Below are 18,506 nucleotides of genomic sequence, written 5' to 3'. Positions count from 1 at the left end.
GAGGAATAAAATAGAAGCACGAGTTTTATAATAGAATAGAACTTATTTTTGAGGAGACATCCTATGCTTGGAAAGGCAATAAGAAAGGCGGTTTTGCCAATTTTACTGGCCAGTCTCATGGTGGGGTCTGGCTGTCGGATTACATATGCGGAGGAACAGCAGCAAACCACGGAGTCAGAAGCAGCTACCGATGACACTCTTGTGCAGGCTCCCTCCGCCCTTTTGATGGAAGCCGGTACAGGCACCGTAATTTACGAAAAAGATCCGGACACCAGGCGCAGCCCGGCAAGTATTACAAAGATCATGACCTTGATTCTGATTTTTGATGCGCTGGAGAACGGCACCCTAAAAATGGATGACATTGTGACTACCAGTGCCTATGCCAAATCCATGGGCGGCTCCCAGGTATTTCTGGAGGAAGGAGAAACCCAGGATGTGGAAACCATGATCAAGTGCATTGTGATCGCGTCAGGAAATGATGCAAGCGTGGCCATGGCAGAACACATTGGTGGCAGCGAGCAGGAATTTGTGCGGCAGATGAATGAGCGGGCAGCAGGGCTTGGAATGGAGAATACCCATTTTGTGGACTGTTGTGGATTGACAGAATCCACAGATCACTACACAACTGCCCGGGACATTGCCATTATGAGCCAGGAACTGATCACCAAATATCCGAAAATCCTGGAATATTCCTCTATCTGGATGGAAAATATCACCCATGTGACCAGACAAGGCTCCAAAGAGTTTGGCTTAACGAACACCAACAAGCTCCTTCGCAGCTATGACGGATGTGTAGGATTGAAAACCGGAAGCACCAGTCTGGCAAAGTATTGCGTATCTGCTGTGGCGTCCCGAAATAACATTACCCTAATTTCCGTAGTTATGGCAGCGCCCGATTACAAGGTCCGTTTCAAAGATGCCGCCGCCATGCTGAACTACGGTTTTTCCAAATGCAGTCTTTACACAGACGAAAATCCCGAAAACCTTCCCCAGATAGAAGTGCGAAAAGGAACCAGGTCCACCACAGAAGTAAAATATGAAAAGAACTTCCAGTATCTGAGCACCGATGGAAAAACCATAGGCGAAGTGGAGCGAAAACTGAATCTGGAAACACAGGTTCAGGCACCTGTAAAAGAAGGCGACGTTGCCGGGACTCTGGAGTATTACCAGAATGGACAAAAGCTTGGGGAGGTCAACATTCTTTTTTCTGAAACCATAGAGAAAGCCACTTATAAAAATTGTCTGGAGAAAATAATTGCAGAAGCATTTTGACAAAACTGTTATGTTCGGTTTATAATAAACTCTGTATGAAAATTTTTGCAGCTGCCATACAAAAATACAGCGGCAAAACCGGAGGAGAATCACATGAAACAAGAGAAAAAACAGCCTGGCAGACTGAAAATGCTGGCAGGCTATTATAAACCATATAAAGGACTGTTCCTGGCGGATCTGTTTTTTGCATTTCTGGGTGCGGCGGTAACCCTGATCATTCCGCTGCTTGTCCGCTATATTATGACCTCAGTAAGCGAAATGCCGGTCCAGGAAGCCAAGGCCATCATTCTGAAAATTGGAATCGGAATGCTGGCACTGATCCTGGTGCAGCTGGGAAGCCGCTTCTTTATCACCTATTATGGCCATATGATGGGCGCTTACATTGAGCACGACATGCGAAATGAGATATTCAGCCACTATCAGAAGCTCTCTTTTGCATTCTATGATAACCAGAAAGTAGGTCATCTGCTTTCCAGAATTACAAGTGACCTTTTTGACATTACAGAGCTTCTCCACCATGGACCGGAGGATATTCTGATCTCTGTGATCAAGCTGTTTGGCGCGCTGATCATTCTTATGAATGTGAAGCCCCAGATGGCGTTGCTTTGTTTTGCAGTTGTGATCATTATGCTGATCTACGCGCTGGTCTACAATAAGAATATGAAAAGCGCCTTTAAAGAGAACCGTGTGCGCATGGGCGAGATCAACAGCCAGATCGAAGACAGTCTTTCCGGAATCCGCGTGGTAAAATCCTTCGGAAATGAGAAGCGAGAGATTGAGAAATTCCGCAAAGGCAACGAGCGCTTCGTGGAGGCCAAGCGGGTGACCTACCATTATATGGCTGGTTACCATGCCGGAATGGACGCTTTTACGACACTGATCACGGTTGTGGCATTGATTTCCGGAGCTATGTTCCTGGCATCTGGAAGCATAAGCGCCACAGATCTTGTTACCTTCCTTTTGTATATTAACAACTTCACAGAGCCGGTTACCAAGCTGGTAAACTTTACCGAGCAGTTCCAGAACGGCTACAGCGGTTACGACCGCTTCCTGGAAATGATGTCCATTGCGCCGGATATTGAGGATGCACCGGACGCTGTTTCCCTGGACCATGTTGAGGGAGATATTCGTTTTGAGAACGTATCCTTCCATTATGAGGATCATGATGAGAAAGTCCTTTCCAATGTAAATCTGGAGGTAAAGCCTGGTGATTATGTTGCCCTTGTAGGTACTTCCGGGGCAGGAAAAACTACTCTCTGCAGTCTGATCCCCAGATTTTATGATGTTTCATCCGGTGCCATTTATCTGGATGGAAAAGATATCCGAAAGATCAAACTGAAGGATCTTCGTAATCAGATCGGAATCGTGCAGCAGGATGTATACCTGTTTGCTGGAAATATTATGGAAAATATCCGCTACGGCCGCCCAGATGCCACAGATGAGGAGGTCATTCGCGCCGCCAAGCTTGCCAATGCCCACGATTTTATTATGGAAATGCCAGACAATTACGGCACAGACATTGGACAGCGCGGTGTGAAGCTCTCAGGAGGACAGAAACAGCGCCTTTCCATTGCAAGAGCCTTCTTGAAGAATCCACCGATCCTGATCTTTGACGAGGCTACTTCCGCTTTGGATAACGAGAGCGAGAAGGTAGTACAGGAGTCTCTGGAGCGTCTTGCAAAAGACCGGACCACCTTCGTGATTGCCCACAGACTTTCCACCATCCGCAACGCAAGAAGGATTCTGGTACTGACTGAGGACGGAATTGCAGAAGAAGGCACCCATCAGGAACTGATGGAAAAAGACGGCGTTTACGCCAAACTTTGTAAAGCTGGATTGTAAAAGTTGTGGCATCCCAAAAGCTATGAATGAGCTGAATGAGCTTATATATTGGAGGAATTACAGCATGAAGGAAATAAGAACAGAAGACGCAGTAGGTCATATCCTCTGCCATGATATCACGCAGATCATCAAAGATAAGAAAAAAGGAGTCCTGTTTTCCAAAGGACATATTGTAAAAGAAGAAGACGTTCCGTTACTCCTTTCCGTTGGAAAAGAACATCTCTTTGTGTGGGAAAAGAAAGAGGGTATTCTTCATGAAAATGAAGGCGCCGATATTTTATATAAAATCTGTGCTGGAGCTTCCATGCATGGAACAGACGTGAAAGAGGGCAAGATCGAGCTGGTCGCTGACGAAGATGGAGTGTTGAAAATCCGCCGAGATGCCCTTCTGGCAGTGAACTCTCTGGGAGAGATGATGATCGCCTCCCGCCACGGAGATTTTCCAGTGAAAAAAGGAGATAAACTGGCAGGCACCAGGATCATTCCCCTTGTGATCGAAAAGGAAAAAATGGACAAAGCTGTGGAAACCGCTGGTCCGGAACCTATTTTTTCCATTCTTCCCTATCACTTCAAGAAAGTGGGAATCGTCACAACCGGAAGTGAGGTAAAAAAAGGCCTGATCCAGGACACCTTTACCCCTGTGCTTAGAGAAAAACTTGCCGAATATCCAACGGAAGTGATCGGCCAGACCACTCCGGGAGATGACAAGGCACAGATCACAGCCGATATTATGGAATTTATTAACCAGGGCGCAGACATGGTAGTCTGCAGCGGCGGCATGAGCGTAGACCCTGATGACCGTACCCCTGGCGGAATCCGTGACACCGGAGCCAGGGTAGTCACCTACGGTGCACCAGTACTGCCAGGCGCCATGCTTCTCATTGCTTACTACGAGAAAGATGGAAAACGCATCCCGATCCTTGGACTGCCTGGCTGTGTTATGTATGCGAAGCGCACTGTATTCGACCTGGTTCTTCCAAGAATCATGGCAGACGATGAGATTTTAGCAGAAGAAGTGGCAGCATACGGAGAAGGCGGTCTCTGCCTGAACTGTAAAGTCTGTACCTTCCCGAATTGCGGATTTGGAAAGTGAGCAGTTCTAGAAATCAAAATTTGAACCAATTACAAAGCATTTAAGGAGATTTATGGAAAAATTCCGAACGGTAACCTATGAAGTCCACAACCCTAAAATAAAAAACTGCGTGCGCTTTGCCGTCCTTGCAGATCTTCACGGAACCATTTTCGGCAAAGAAAACAGTGTTCTGCTGCAAAAAATCCAGGAATATGCCCCAGACGCCATTCTTCTTGCCGGAGACATGGTAGTCAGGATGGATCCCTCTACCCTGGAAACTGCCAGGAAGCTGCTTGGCACACTGGCGAAGGATTTTCCCATTTTTTACGCTATGGGAAACCACGAAACCAAAATGAAGGCAGAAGGGCACATTTATCGGAATGAGTACCTGGAATATCAGTCAGAACTAGAACAGAAGGGGATCTGTTTTCTGGCAAATGAGAAGACCAAAGTCGTTCTGGCAGGCAATCTCTTTGTGATAAATGGACTGGAACTTCCACTGGAATACTATCACAAGCCTTTTTCCCCGAAGCTTAGGGATGAAAAACTGGAAGAGCTTATGGGAAAACCAGATCCGGAAGCCATCAATATTCTGCTTGCCCATAACCCTAAATATGGCAAAGCCTATTTTCGCTGGGGCGCAGATCTGATCCTGTCTGGACATTACCATGGCGGCGTGCTCCGTTTTTCCAGACATGTGGGAGCCATCAGTTCCCAGTTTATACCTTTTCCCAAATACTGCTGCGGCGATTTTTATAAAAATGGCAAATGCATGATCGTAAGTGCAGGTCTTGGGGAACACACCGTGCCTCTTCGGATCCACAATCCAAGAGAGCTGATCTTTATAGAAATGAAACCGTAAGGGAGAGGAAAGTTCATGGCAATTCCCGTAAAACTGAATGTTTTTGAAGGACCGCTTGATCTGCTCCTTCACCTTATAGATAAGAATAAAATTGATATTTATGATATACCGATTGTAGACATCACAGACCAGTACATGGAATACATTCATGCCATGGAAAAAGAAGACCTTGGTGTGATGAGTGAATTTATGGTCATGGCCGCCACCCTTCTGGATATCAAATGCCGGATGCTCCTTCCAAAAGAAGTGAATGAGGAGGGAGAAGAGGAAGACCCGAGAGCCGAGTTGGTTCAGAAGCTTTTGGAATATAAGATGTACAAGTATATGTCTTATGAACTGAAGGACAAGATGGATGATGCCAGCGGCGTTTATTTCCGTGGACCGGATGTGCCAAAGGAAGTGCTTCAGTACCGGGAGCCAGTGGATCCTTCGGAACTTCTGGCCGGTCTTACCCTGGAAAAATTAAATGCCATTTATCAGTCCATTATACGTCGGCAGGATGACAGGCGAGACCCGATCCGAAGCCAGTTTGGCAAGATCGAGAAGGAAGAGGTCAGCCTTTCCGATAAAATGCTGGAGATGAAAGAATTTGCAAAAACCCATAGAAAATTCAGCTTCCGCGAACTTCTTAAGAAACAGTGCTCTAAGGTACAGGTGATCGTTACCTTCCTTTCTGTGCTGGAATTGATCAAAATGGGACACATCCATGTGGTTCAGGAAGAAATTTTTGACGATATTCAGATTGATGTTGTAACAGAACCGGAGACATGGAAGAATCTGACGGAATTTGCAGAGGAAGAAGGATAATATATGGAAATAAAACGATTAGAAGGTGCTATTGAGGCCATTCTTTTTGCAATGGGAGAATCTGTGGAACTTGGGCAGATCGCGAAGGCAATCCAGCAGGATAAGCCGACTACAGAGAAGCTGATCCACAATCTGATGGATAAATATGAGGATGAAGGCAGGGGAATCCAGATCATTGAACTGGAGGATTCTTACCAGCTTTGTACCAAGCGGGATTATTACGGCTGCCTGATCCGCATTGCCATGCAGCCTAAGAAACCGGCTCTTACTGATGTTATGCTGGAGACTTTGTCCATTATTGCGTATAAACAGCCGGTTACCAAAGCGGAGATCGAGAAGATCCGAGGGGTAAAAAGTGACCATGCAGTAAATAAGCTGGTGGAGTATAATCTGGTTAAGGAATTAGGAAGGCTGGATGCCCCGGGAAGACCGATCCTTTTTGGAACCACGGAAGAATTTCTCCGTACCTTTGGGGTACAGGGTCTGGAGGAGCTGCCTGCTGTGGATCCGGTGAAAATGGCGGATTTCAAGGCAGAGGCGGAAGAGGAAGTCCAGCTGAAGCTGGATGTGTAGGATAGCGTACAGGACAGGAGAGGATAAAAATGCCAACAACATATGCACATGATCTGTTTGGGCAGAAAGTATACAGACAGATGCCAGATGAGGTAAAGAAGAGCATCCGGGAAAATGGAGAACTGTATCGCATTGGTCTTCACGGACCGGATATTTTCTTCTATTATTTTATTTTTGAAAATCACGTAAGCAGGGTGGGATACCGGATGCATAAAGAAAAAGCCCGGGCATTTTTTACCCAGGGCATGGCGCAGATCAGAGAGACAAAGGATGAGGCGCTTCTGGCCTATCTTCTTGGCTTTGGCTGCCATTATCTTCTGGATTCCTCCTGCCATCCTTTTGTCAATGAGATGAATGACAGGGGAAGGATTTCCCACAGCCTTCTGGAAATTGAATTTGACCGCTTTCTTATGGAAGAAAATGGGAAGAATCCTTATGCCTATTATCCTTCTGACTGTATTAAAGCAACGAAGAAAAATGCAGAAGAGATCCACAAAGCATTTCCTCTTGTAAAAAAAAGGGATATTCTTCTTAGTCTGAAGCTGATGAAATTTATGACCAATCAGCTGGTCTGCGACGACGGCGGTACAAGACGTGCACGCTTGTCGAAAATTTCCAGTCTGGGAGGAAGAAAGGCCCAGTCTGCTTTGATCGATCACTATATGATGGCTCAGCCAGCAGGGGGCAGCAGGGAACCGGTGGAAGAGCTGAATGAATTATTTGAAAGAGCGGTGGAAGAAGCACCAGCAGAATTGCTGGAACTCTATCAGCTTTCCAAAGAGGACAGACCCCTGTCTGATCGTTGGAATATGACTTACAACGGTTAATAAAATTAGTTTCAGGGACAGGTGTTTATAAGAAGCTGTCCCTGTTTTTTGTATACACGGCAGCAAGCTAGAGAGTGTTTTGCATAGTTAGGGACAGGTCCGCGTAAAATACTATAAATGTGGAATGTGGGGTGGACTATGAAAAGCAGATACAGATTCCTTATTTTTACGCTGACTGTTGTACTTACTTTGTGCACCGCTGTCCAGGCAGCAGGAAGCACCGGCACAAATGAAAAACAGGCTGTCAGTTCCAGTGTGCAGATGATACCGGCAGCAGTTGATATGAAAGAAACAGATGGGCCGGGAAATCTCTATGCCTTATCCGCAGTTCTCATGGATGGGGATACCGGCAGGGTACTCTATGAAAAAGAAGGTTACACAGCACGTCCGAATGCCAGCACCACAAAAGTAATGACCTGTATCCTGGCCCTGGAAAACGGCGCAGGAGATGACTATGTGGAAGTGTCAAAAAATGCCGCCTCCCAGCCGGAGGTAAAGCTGAACCTGAAAGAAGGAGAGCAGTACTATTTAGAAGATCTTCTTTATTCTTTAATGCTGAAAAGCCACAATGACACAGCTGTGGCGATCGCGGAGCACATTGGCGGTTCTGTGGAAGGCTTTGCCAGGATGATGAATGAAAAGGCGAAAGAGATCGGGTGCACCAATACCCATTTTGTTACCCCAAACGGTCTTGACAGTGCAGATGCCGGCGGCATTCACCAGACAACTGCCCGTGATCTTGCCCTGATCATGAGCTATGCCATAAAAAATAAAACGTTTCTTCATATTACACAGACCAGAGATTATTCCTTCTCCGATATTTCCGGGAAAAGACAGTTTTCCGTACACAATGCAAATGCGTTTCTGGATATAACACAGGATGCAGTTTCCGGAAAAACCGGTTTCACGGGAAATGCAGGCTATTGTTATGTGGCCGCCTGTGAAAATGAAGGGAGAACCTTTATCATTTCCCTCCTTGGCTGCGGCTGGCCCAATAACAAGACATATAAGTGGAAGGATACCATGAAGCTGTTGGAATATGGAAAAGCGAATTTCCATAAGGAAACATACTGGCAGGAACCGAAGATCCCGGAAATCCCGGTAAGTGATGGAATTGGGGAAGAAACTGCAGAAGGTTCAAAAAAATATATGTCAGAGAAGAGTGAAAAAACAGGAGATGCTTATATAAAGGGTGAAATCCAGATAACGGATTCAGATAAGAAGAAACAGATCCTCTTAAAAGACGGGGAAAAAGTCACCTGCCACCTGCGCCTTGAGAAAAATTTGACAGCTCCGGTGAAAAAAGGACAGCAGATCGGCCAGGTGACCTTCAGCCTTGGAGAACTGGTGCTGGACAACTACTTTGTGACAGCAGATCGTAATATCGTCAAAATCACCTATTTATGGTGTGTAAACAAGGTGTTTCATGACTTTTTTCACTAAAAAGCCTGACAGAATCTGTATGATATATCAAAAAATCCCCCGAAAATCGAGGGATTTTTTTGCATAAAAACACGGAAAACTATTGAAAAATTGTGTGAAAAAATGTACAATTAGAATCGGCAGAATTTTTGGTTATACTTTAAAATTTTTATAAAATGGAGGGCAAGAAAGAATGAGTAACGCAACACAAAGCTTAGCGGGCACAAGAATCACTTCTTTGCTTGACGCGAACAGTTTTGTTGAGATCGGCCAAAGTGTAACAGCCAGAAATACAGATTTCAACATGACTGAGAAAAAAGCACCTTCAGACGGTGTTATTACCGGATATGGTGTAATCGATGGAAATCTGGTGTATGTGTACAGCCAGGACGTTTCTGTACTGAACGGAACTGTTGGTGAAATGCATGCCAAGAAGATTACCAGACTTTATGATATGGCTATGAAGACCGGTGCCCCGGTGATCGGCCTGATCGACTGCGCAGGTCTCCGTCTCCAGGAGGCAACTGACGCACTGGAAGCATTCGGTGAAATTTATATGAAACAGACTCTGGCATCCGGACTGATCCCACAGATCACAGGTATCTTCGGTACCTGCGGCGGTGGTATGGCACTTGTACCGGCACTGACAGACTTCACTTTTGTAGAAGAGAAGAAGGGTAAACTGTTTGTAAATACCCCGAACGCCCTTGAGGGCAACCACGTTTCCAAATGTGACACATCCGCTGCCAAATTCCAGAGCGAAGAGACAGGTCTTGTAGACGGAATCGGCACTGAGGATGAGATCCTTGGAAAGATCCGTGAACTCGTAACATATCTGCCATCTAACTGCGAAGACACTGATTCTTACATGGAGTGCACAGACGACCTGAACCGTGTATGCGAGGATATTGAGAACTGCACAGGCGACACAGCCATTGCACTTTCCAGAATCGCTGATAACGGCCAGTTCTTCGAGGTAAAAGCTGACTATGGCAAGAGCGTTGCTGTTGGATTTATCAGACTGAACGGTGCTACCGTTGGTGCTGTTGCAAACAGAAGCGAGAGCTATGACGCAGAAGGCAATAAGGTTTGGGAGTCCGACGGAACCCTTAGCGCACGCGGCGCAAGAAAAGCAGCAGAGTTCGTAAAATTCTGTGACGCTTTTGAGATCCCGGTACTTACTCTTACAAATGTTAACGGCTTCAAGGCTACTGTATGTGGTGAGAAGATGATGGCGAAATCCGTTGGAGCACTGGTTCATGCATTTGCAGACGCTACTGTTCCGAAGGTAAATGTTGTGATCGGCAAAGCATTTGGAACCGCTTACACAGCTATGAACAGCAAAGCAATCGGCGCAGACATGGTATATGCATGGGAGAACGCAGAAATCGGTATGATGGACGCTGACCTTGCAGCTAAGATCATGTATGCAGGCGATGACGCAGCATCTCTTACTGAGAAGGCAGCTGAGTACAGAGAACTTCAGAACTCTGTTTCCTCCGCAGCAGCAAGAGGATATGTTGACACCATTATCAGCCCGGCTGATACAAGAAAATATGTGATCGGAGCATTTGAAATGCTGTTCACAAAAAGGGAAGAACGTCCGTCCAAGAAACATGGCACGGTCTAAGCGAGGTGGAGCATATGAAACAGATTTTTAAGAAAGTATCCTCCCTTTGCACAGTACTTCTCATGATGGCAGTGCTTACACTTACCGGCGTTTCTTCTGTATGGGCCGCTGATGAGGTAGATGACACTGTTAAACAGACACTGATCACCACTGCTGAGGGACTTACCGATACGATCGTTGCATTAAGTGATGAGGACATCGATAACTATTCCCAGTCATCTGATGCGTTTACTGTTGGAGCCATGACTGCATGGGCAGGCTCCAAGGCTGAGCTGGGCGCACTGAAGGAGAGAACCGGCGAGACAGAGGTGAAGGCTTCTGACGACGGATACACCGTTACCGTACCGGCTTCCTTCGAGAAGGCAGATGCAAACTTTGTTTATGTTTTTGATGGTTCTACAGGAGCACCTACATCCCTTACTGTTGATGTGCAGTACTCCATGGCTGAGACCTTAAGAAGAGCCGTTATGAATACCATCATGGGTATTGCAATCGTATTCATCATTCTTATTTTCCTGAGCTTCCTGATCTATCTGTTCAGATTCATCCCGAATCCGGAAGCAAAGAAAAAAGCTCAGGCAGCAGCACCTGCACCTGCTCCAGTGGCAGCTCCGGCAGAAGAGGTACAGGAAGCAGCAGATGATACAGAACTGATCGCGGTTATCGCAGCAGCAATTGCAGCAGCTGAGGGAACCACTACCGATGGATTCGTTGTTCGTTCCATCCGCAAAATCAATCGTAAAAAGAGATAAATACAGGAGGATCCTAAAATGAAAAGTTATACAATTACCGTTAACGGAACAGCATATGAAGTAACTGTTGAGGAGACAGGAAGCGTTTCCGCACCAGTAGCAGCAGCACAGGCAGCAGCTCCGAAAGCAGCACCGGCACCGAAGGCAGCTCCTAAGGCAGCAGCTGGAGCAGTAAAGGTTGCAGCTTCCGTACCTGGAAAGGTTCTGAAAATCGCAGCAAGCGTTGGACAGGCTGTAAAAGCTGGTGACAACATTGTAATCCTGGAATCCATGAAGATGGAGATCCCGGTTGTAGCTCCTCAGGACGGAACCGTTGCAAGCATTGATGTTGCAGAAGGTGCCTCTGTAGAAAATGGAGATACCCTGGCAACAATGAACTAAGTCGGGAGGTAATAGGATGTCTTACGTAGCAGACACTTTGTCCAACCTGATCCATCAGACCGCATTCTTTAATCTGACATGGGGTAACTACCTGATGATCGTGGTTGCTTGTGTATTCTTATATCTTGCCATTGCAAAGGGATTCGAGCCTCTTCTGCTTGTTCCGATTGCATTTGGTATGCTCCTTGTTAATATTTATCCGGACATTATGGCCAATCCGGAAGACATGTCCAACGGCGTTGGCGGTCTTCTTCATTACTTCTACATCCTTGATGAGTGGAGTATTCTTCCTTCCCTTATTTTCATGGGTGTAGGTGCCATGACAGACTTCGGTCCGCTGATCGCGAACCCGAAGAGCTTCCTGATGGGTGCTGCAGCGCAGCTTGGTATCTACATGGCTTATTTCCTTGCAATCTTCCTTGGATTCAACGGAAAAGCAGCAGCAGCGATCTCCATCATCGGTGGTGCAGATGGCCCAACCTCCATTTTCCTTGCTGGTAAGCTTGGCCAGACAGCTCTTATGGGACCGATCGCCGTGGCGGCATATTCCTATATGTCACTGGTTCCGATCATCCAGCCTCCGATCATGAAACTGTTTACTACTGAGAAAGAGCGTAAGATCAAGATGGAGCAGCTTCGTCCTGTATCCAAGCTTGAGAAGATCCTCTTCCCAATCGTGATCACAATCGTTGTCTGCATGATCCTTCCTACAACAGCTCCTCTGGTTGGTATGCTTATGCTTGGTAACCTGTTCAGAGAGTGCGGCGTTGTAAAACAGCTTACAGAGACAGCTTCCAATGCACTTATGTACATTGTAGTTATCCTTCTTGGTACATCTGTTGGTGCTTCCACAAGTGCAGAGGCATTCCTGAATGTAGATACTCTGAAGATCGTTGTATTAGGTCTTGTAGCATTTGCATGTGGTACCTTCGGCGGTGTTATGCTTGGAAAGCTTATGTGCAAACTTACAGGCGGCAAGATCAATCCGCTTATCGGTTCCGCTGGTGTATCTGCGGTACCTATGGCAGCCCGTGTTTCCCAGAAGGTTGGTGCTGAGGCTGATCCTACCAACTTCCTTCTGATGCATGCAATGGGACCAAACGTTGCCGGTGTTATCGGTACAGCCGTTGCTGCCGGAGCATTCATGGCTATTTACGGAATCTAATAATGATACCAGAAATTCGGAATTTTCCCGGTCTTCTATGAGGAGACTGGGGAGTCCGGATGAACTAAATAAATAAGGAGAACAATTATGGCAGAAATTGAAAAAAAACCTGTTAAAATTGTGGAAACCATTCTGCGTGATGCACATCAGTCCCTGATTGCAACCCGTATGACAACAGAGCAGATGCTTCCAATCGTTGATAAACTTGATAAAGTAGGCTACCATGCAGTTGAGTGCTGGGGCGGTGCTACTTTCGATGCAAGCCTTCGTTTCCTTCATGAGGATCCGTGGGAAAGACTTCGTAAATTACGTGACGGATTCAAGAACACCAAGCTGCAGATGCTTTTCCGTGGCCAGAACATTCTTGGATATCGTCCATACGCTGATGATGTAGTAGAGTACTTTGTTCAGAAATCTCTGGCAAACGGTATCGATATCATCCGTATTTTCGACTGTATGAACGATCTTCGTAACCTTCAGACTGCTGTACATGCTGCAAACAAAGAGCATGGCCATGCACAGGTTGCTCTTTCCTATACACTTGGTGATGCTTATACTCTTGAGTACTGGACAAGCATTGCAAAACGTATCGAGGAAATGGGTGCAGATTCCATCTGTATCAAAGATATGGCTGGACTTCTTCTTCCATACAAGGCAACCGAGCTTGTTACAGCCCTGAAAGAGACTGTTAAGATCCCGATCGACCTTCATACACATTACACCTCTGGTGTAGCTTCCATGACTTACTTAAAAGCTGTTGAAGCTGGTGTTGATATCATCGATACTGCAATGTCTCCATTTGCACTGGGTACTTCCCAGCCTGCAACTGAGGTTATGGTTGAGACCTTCAAGGGTACTCCATACGATACAGGATTTGACCAGCAGCTTCTTGCTGAGATTGCAGATTACTTCCGTCCAATGCGTGACGAGGCTCTTGAGAGCGGTCTTCTGAATCCGAAGAACCTTGGCGTAAACATCAAGACTCTTCTGTATCAGGTACCAGGCGGTATGTTATCCAACCTTACTTCCCAGCTGAAAGAGCAGCATGCAGAAGACAAGTTCTACGATGTTCTTGAGGAAGTTCCGCGTGTACGTAAAGACCTTGGTGAGCCGCCGCTTGTTACTCCGTCTTCCCAGATCGTTGGTACACAGGCTGTATTTAACGTTCTTATGGGCGAGAGATACAAGATGGTTACCAAAGAGACAAAGGATGTTCTCAGCGGAAAATACGGCGCAACAGCGAAACCATTCAATCCGGAAGTTCAGAAGAAGTGCATTGGCGATACAGAGCCGATCACCTGCCGCCCGGCAGACCTTCTTGACAACGAGCTGGATAAACTTGAGGGCGAGATGGCTCAGTACAAAGTGCAGGATGAGGACGTTCTGTCCTACGCACTGTTCCCACAGGTTGCTACTGACTTCTTCAAGTATCGTCAGGCTCAGGAGACAAAGGTTGATGAGACCGCTGCTGATACCAAGAACGGAGCATATCCGGTTTAATCAGTGATGAATAAGGATTCCTATGGGGCAGTCTATACGCTGATTCCATAGAAATTATGACGAAAGACACGTGCAGAGAAGATTATTTGCACGTGTCTTTTTAAAAAATATACGTAAAATCTGTCCATGAGCCCGTATGAAGAAAGTGAATGATATAGGCTCATAGACGGATTTGTGAAAGGTATCTAAATGAGTAAAATACTGATCGTAGGCGGCGGAGCTGCCGGAATGATGGCGGGTGTATATCTGGCAAGGACAGGACATGAGGTCCACATTCTGGAGAAAAATGAAAAGCTTGGAAAGAAAGTGTATATTACAGGAAAAGGCAGATGTAATGTTACAAATAATTGTGACACGGAAGAACTGTTCCGGGCGGTTATGTCTAATCCAAAATTCCTTTACAGTGCTTTTTATTCCTTTACCCCTCAGGATGTAATGGAGTTCTTTGAAGAAGCGGGAGTTCCACTAAAGACAGAGAGAGGCAACCGGGTTTTCCCAGTATCTGATCATTCTTCCGATATTATCCGGGGGCTGGAGAGAGAACTGAAGAAAGCCGGAGCCCATATCCATCTTCGTACAGAAGTGAAAAGGGTGAATGTCAGTCCATACGAAGAACCGGATGTGGAAGAGAAAAAGGCACATCACAGCAGAGCAGTAGGCGTAGAACTGGCGGACGGAAGCTTTCTGGAAGGGGACGCCGTTCTGGTTGCCACAGGAGGCCTTTCTTATCAGTCTACAGGTTCTACTGGTGATGGCTACCGTTTCGCACAGGAGACAGGGCATAAAGTGACGGATCTTTCCCCATCTTTGGTCCCTCTTCGCACAAAGGAGGATTACATTCCCAGACTTCAGGGCCTTTCCCTGAAAAATACAGAGCTTACCATTAAATCTGGCAAGAAAGTTCTTTTCCAGGATTTTGGCGAAATGATGTTTACCCACTTTGGCGTGACTGGTCCCATGATCCTATCTGCCAGTGCACACATTGGCAAACAACTGCAGAAATCCGGGGAATTAAGTGCCTATCTGGATCTGAAGCCGGCTCTTACCATGGAACAGCTGGATGCAAGGATCCTTCGGGAATTTGAGGCAGGTCCGAATAAACAGTTTAAGAATGTGATCGGGGTACTTTTCCCGTCATCCCTTACCCCGATCATGCTGGAACTTGGCGGTATTTCCCCGGAGAAAAAGATCCACGATATTTCCAGGGAAGAGCGGGTTCACTTCGAAGAGCTGGTGAAGGCTTTTCCATTTACCATCAATGGAATGGGAGAATACAAGGAAGCGGTTATCACAAGAGGTGGCGTTTCCGTAAAGGAAATCCAGCCGGGAACTATGGAGTCACGGAAGGTGAAGAACCTTTACTTCATTGGAGAAGTGCTGGATCTGGATGCTGTGACTGGCGGATATAATCTCCAGATTGCATGGTCTACAGCATATCTTGCGGCTATGGCATTGAAAAATGGATGAAAATCTGTTATAAATGTAAGAAGTGAAAATAAAACTGCAATTTGGGAGCTGTTTTCGAAAGGCAGGCAGATTGCAGTAAATAAAATACCAGGAGGTAACAGAGAAAATGGGATGTAACATTGCCATTGACGGACCGGCAGGAGCAGGCAAAAGCACCATTGCAAAGAAAGTGGCAAAGGAGCTGTCCTTTATCTATGTAGATACAGGGGCCATGTATCGTGCCGTTGCACTTTATCTGTTAAATAATAAAATCGCAGGAACCGACACCCAGGCAGTTGCGGACAATTGCCAGAAGGCAGAAGTTTCCATCCGTTATGAGAACGGGGAACAGGTTGTGATCCTGAACGGTGAGAACGTGAACCAGTATATCCGCACCGAAGAGGTTGGAAATATGGCTTCCAGGACATCTGCTAATCCGGCAGTCCGCGCACATCTTCTCAATCTTCAGAGAAATCTGGCAGCGAAGAATGATGTGGTTATGGATGGCCGTGACATTGGAACTGTAGTTCTTCCAGATGCCCAGGTGAAGATTTATCTTACCGCCAGCGTGGAGACCAGAGCTAAGAGACGCTATGACGAATATCTTGCAAAGGGAGAGAGCGCTGACCTTGAAGAGATCAAAAAGGACATCGAAAAACGCGATCACCAGGATATGACAAGAGAGATTTCTCCTCTTCGCCAGGCTGAGGATGCAGTCCTCGTAGATTCCTCACTTATGAATATTGAGGAAGTAGTAGCAGCCATCCTTGAAATTTACAAAGATAAGGTGGAATAAACCATGGAAGTAAAGGTTGCGAAAACAGCAGGCTTTTGTTTTGGCGTGCAGCGTGCAGTGGATAAGGTCTACGAGCTGATCGACAGCTGTCCGGGTAAGCTTTTTACTCTTGGTCCCATTATTCACAATGAAGAAGTGGTTGGAGATCTGGAGAAAAAAGGTGTCCGGGTTGCTTCGGAGGAGGATTTAAGAAATCTTCCAGAGGGAAGCACTGTGGTCATCCGCTCCCACGGTGTAGGGAAAGAGGTTTACGATCTGCTGAAGGAATGCGGACTTTCCTATGTGGATGTCACCTGTCCTTTTGTGCTGAAGATCCACCGGATCGTAGAGAAGGAGAGCAAGGCCGGTTCCCATATTGTGATCATTGGAGATCCGGAGCACCCGGAAGTGGTAGGAATCTGCGGCTGGTGCATGGGAACATATACGGTGATCCGCACCGAGCAGGACGCACTTGATTTTGTGCTTCCAGAGGGCAAAAATGTGTGTATTGTGTCGCAGACAACATTTAATTATAATAAATTTAAAGATTTAGTTGAAATTCTCCGCAAAAAGAGGTATGATAATACTGTTTTAAATATTCTTAATATTTTAAACACTATTTGTAATGCTACCGAAGAACGGCAGAGAGAAGCAAAGAGCATAGCCGGAGAGGTAGACACTATGTTAGTCGTAGGCGGCCGATATAGTTCCAATACTCAAAAGCTGTTTGAAATATGTAAAAAGGAATGTGAAAATACTTACTATATACAAACACCTGTAGACTTGGATTCAGATATGTTCCAATGCAGTAGTTATGTAGGTATTACAGCAGGGGCTTCAACCCCAAAGAAAATTATTGAGGAGGTTCAAGAACATGTCAGAATTAAGTTTTGAACAGATGCTGGAAGATTCCGTAAAAACAATCAGAAATGGAGAAATCGTACAGGGAAAGGTCATCGATGTTAAAGAAGATGAAATTATCCTGAATATTGGCTATAAGGCTGATGGTATCATCACCAAGAGTGAATATAGCAATGATCCTTCCGTAGTACTCACAGACGCTGTACATGTAGGTGACTCCATGGAAGCCAAAGTGCTTAAGGTAAACGATGGCGAAGGCCAGGTTATCTTAACCTACAAGAGACTTGCTGCAGAGAAAGGCAATAAACGTCTTGAGGAAGCATTCGAGAACCAGGAAGTATTAAAAGCTCCTGTAACTCAGGTACTTGACGGTGGATTATGTGTTAACGTTGAGGAGACACGTGTATTCATTCCTGCAAGCCTTGTTTCCGACACATATGAGAAAGATCTCAGCAAATATGCTGATCAGGAGATTGAGTTCGTTATCACAGAGTTCAATCCAAGAAGACGTCGTATCATTGGTAACCGCAAACAGCTTCTTGTTGCTGAGAAAGCTAAGAAACAGCAGGAGCTTATGGAGCGCATCAATGTTGGCGATACAGTAGAGGGTGTTGTTAAGAACGTTACAGATTTCGGTGCATTCATCGATCTGGGCGGCGCTGACGGACTGCTTCACATCTCTGAGATGTCCTGGGGCAGAGTAGAGAACCCGAAGAAAGTTTTCACAGTTGGTGAGACTGTAAAAGTTATGATCAAAGACATCAAGGGCGAGAAGATTGCTCTTACAATGAAATTCCCGGAGGAGAATCCATGGCTTACAGCTGCTGAGGATTTCGCTGTTGGAAACGTAGTAACTGGTAAAGTTGCTCGTATGACAGACTTCGGTGCATTCGTAGAGCTTGCACCTGGCGTAGATGCACTTCTTCACGTATCTCAGATTTCCAGAGAGCACGTTGCAAAACCATCTGATGTACTTACCATCGGACAGGAGATCCAGGCTAAAGTTGTTGATTTCAACGGCGAAGACAAGAAGATCAGCCTTAGCATGAAAGCTCTCGAGGCTCCAGCTGAGGAAGCACCTGTAGAGGAATAATTTAACTAGAGGGGAAGCACACTCCGTGTGTTTCTCCTACATAAAAAGCTGTCATTCACTAATCTGGTGAGTGGCGGTCAGTTTTGATATGAAAAATCCGGGGAAACTCCCCGGATCAGATTGTAGACAAAGCCCTGCTTTTGCAGGGTTTTGCTATTGTTGGAACCGCTTTTCTGATATAATAAATATCAGAAGGGCGGTGTTTTTTATGATGACGAAAAATGCA

Annotated in this window: 17 protein-coding genes; all 17 read left to right on the top strand. The window is 46.0% G+C overall.

The genetic code is table 11. The annotated features are described in order from the left end of the window. The first annotated feature begins 63 nt into the window (after positions 1-63). Positions 64-1,272, top strand: coding sequence for a D-alanyl-D-alanine carboxypeptidase family protein (locus ACTQ50_RS05290; RefSeq protein ID WP_441483281.1), 1,209 nt, complete (start codon positions 64-66; stop codon positions 1,270-1,272). 93 nt (positions 1,273-1,365) lie between these two features. Beyond that, positions 1,366-3,114 carry an ABC transporter ATP-binding protein gene (locus ACTQ50_RS05285; RefSeq protein ID WP_441483280.1) on the top strand — a complete coding sequence of 583 codons (1,749 nt, stop codon included), beginning with the start codon at positions 1,366-1,368 and terminating at the stop codon, positions 3,112-3,114. A 64-nt stretch (positions 3,115-3,178) separates the two neighbouring features. After that, on the top strand, positions 3,179-4,207 hold the full coding sequence (locus tag ACTQ50_RS05280; protein ID WP_441483279.1) for a molybdopterin-binding protein: 1,029 nt from the start codon (positions 3,179-3,181) through the stop codon (positions 4,205-4,207). A 52-nt stretch (positions 4,208-4,259) separates the two neighbouring features. Continuing rightward, positions 4,260-5,048, top strand: a complete 789-nt coding sequence (locus ACTQ50_RS05275; RefSeq protein WP_441483278.1) for a metallophosphoesterase — start codon at positions 4,260-4,262, stop codon at positions 5,046-5,048. 15 nt (positions 5,049-5,063) lie between these two features. Beyond that, entirely contained in the window at positions 5,064-5,855 is a 792-nt protein-coding gene (locus ACTQ50_RS05270; RefSeq protein WP_441483277.1) for a segregation and condensation protein A, read from the top strand. 3 nt (positions 5,856-5,858) lie between these two features. After that, complete coding sequence (gene scpB, locus ACTQ50_RS05265) at positions 5,859-6,428, top strand: SMC-Scp complex subunit ScpB (protein ID WP_441483276.1); 570 nt, start codon at positions 5,859-5,861, stop codon at positions 6,426-6,428. 29 nt (positions 6,429-6,457) lie between these two features. Continuing rightward, positions 6,458-7,255, top strand: a complete 798-nt coding sequence (locus ACTQ50_RS05260) for a zinc dependent phospholipase C family protein (RefSeq protein ID WP_441483275.1) — start codon at positions 6,458-6,460, stop codon at positions 7,253-7,255. A gap of 138 nt (positions 7,256-7,393) precedes the next feature. Beyond that, positions 7,394-8,698: a D-alanyl-D-alanine carboxypeptidase family protein gene (locus ACTQ50_RS05255; protein WP_441483274.1), complete on the top strand. Its 1,305-nt coding sequence runs from the start codon at positions 7,394-7,396 to the stop codon at positions 8,696-8,698. Positions 8,699-8,870: 172 nt separating this feature from the next. Next, positions 8,871-10,307 (top strand): acyl-CoA carboxylase subunit beta, encoded by a 1,437-nt coding sequence (locus tag ACTQ50_RS05250; RefSeq protein ID WP_441483273.1) that lies wholly within the window; start codon positions 8,871-8,873, stop codon positions 10,305-10,307. 14 nt (positions 10,308-10,321) lie between these two features. Then, positions 10,322-11,059, top strand: a complete 738-nt coding sequence (locus ACTQ50_RS05245) for an OadG family transporter subunit (protein WP_441483272.1) — start codon at positions 10,322-10,324, stop codon at positions 11,057-11,059. An 18-nt stretch (positions 11,060-11,077) separates the two neighbouring features. Further along, positions 11,078-11,440 (top strand): biotin/lipoyl-binding carrier protein, encoded by a 363-nt coding sequence (locus ACTQ50_RS05240; RefSeq protein ID WP_441483271.1) that lies wholly within the window; start codon positions 11,078-11,080, stop codon positions 11,438-11,440. 16 nt (positions 11,441-11,456) lie between these two features. Beyond that, the gene (locus tag ACTQ50_RS05235) at positions 11,457-12,605 is read left to right on the top strand and encodes a sodium ion-translocating decarboxylase subunit beta (RefSeq protein WP_173717749.1); all 1,149 of its coding nucleotides are present in this window, start codon (positions 11,457-11,459) and stop codon (positions 12,603-12,605) included. An 87-nt stretch (positions 12,606-12,692) separates the two neighbouring features. Next, entirely contained in the window at positions 12,693-14,105 is a 1,413-nt protein-coding gene (locus ACTQ50_RS05230; protein ID WP_441483270.1) for an oxaloacetate decarboxylase subunit alpha, read from the top strand. A gap of 189 nt (positions 14,106-14,294) precedes the next feature. After that, positions 14,295-15,572 (top strand): NAD(P)/FAD-dependent oxidoreductase, encoded by a 1,278-nt coding sequence (locus ACTQ50_RS05225; protein ID WP_441483269.1) that lies wholly within the window; start codon positions 14,295-14,297, stop codon positions 15,570-15,572. 106 nt (positions 15,573-15,678) lie between these two features. After that, positions 15,679-16,347, top strand: coding sequence for a (d)CMP kinase (gene cmk, locus ACTQ50_RS05220; protein ID WP_441483268.1), 669 nt, complete (start codon positions 15,679-15,681; stop codon positions 16,345-16,347). 3 nt (positions 16,348-16,350) lie between these two features. Next, positions 16,351-17,220: a 4-hydroxy-3-methylbut-2-enyl diphosphate reductase gene (gene ispH / locus ACTQ50_RS05215; protein WP_441483267.1), complete on the top strand. Its 870-nt coding sequence runs from the start codon at positions 16,351-16,353 to the stop codon at positions 17,218-17,220. Beyond that, positions 17,201-18,280 (top strand): 30S ribosomal protein S1, encoded by a 1,080-nt coding sequence (gene rpsA / locus ACTQ50_RS05210; RefSeq protein ID WP_441483266.1) that lies wholly within the window; start codon positions 17,201-17,203, stop codon positions 18,278-18,280. Before ispH ends, rpsA begins: the two co-directional genes overlap by 20 nt. The last annotated feature ends 226 nt before the right edge of the window (positions 18,281-18,506 follow it).

It is taken from the genome of Blautia sp. Sow4_E7 (assembly GCF_052116245.1).
Taxonomy (GTDB): Bacteria; Bacillota; Clostridia; order Lachnospirales; family Lachnospiraceae; genus Blautia_A.
The sequence above is the reverse complement of the archived record's forward strand: the minus strand, read 5'-3'. Positions and strand labels throughout refer to the sequence as shown.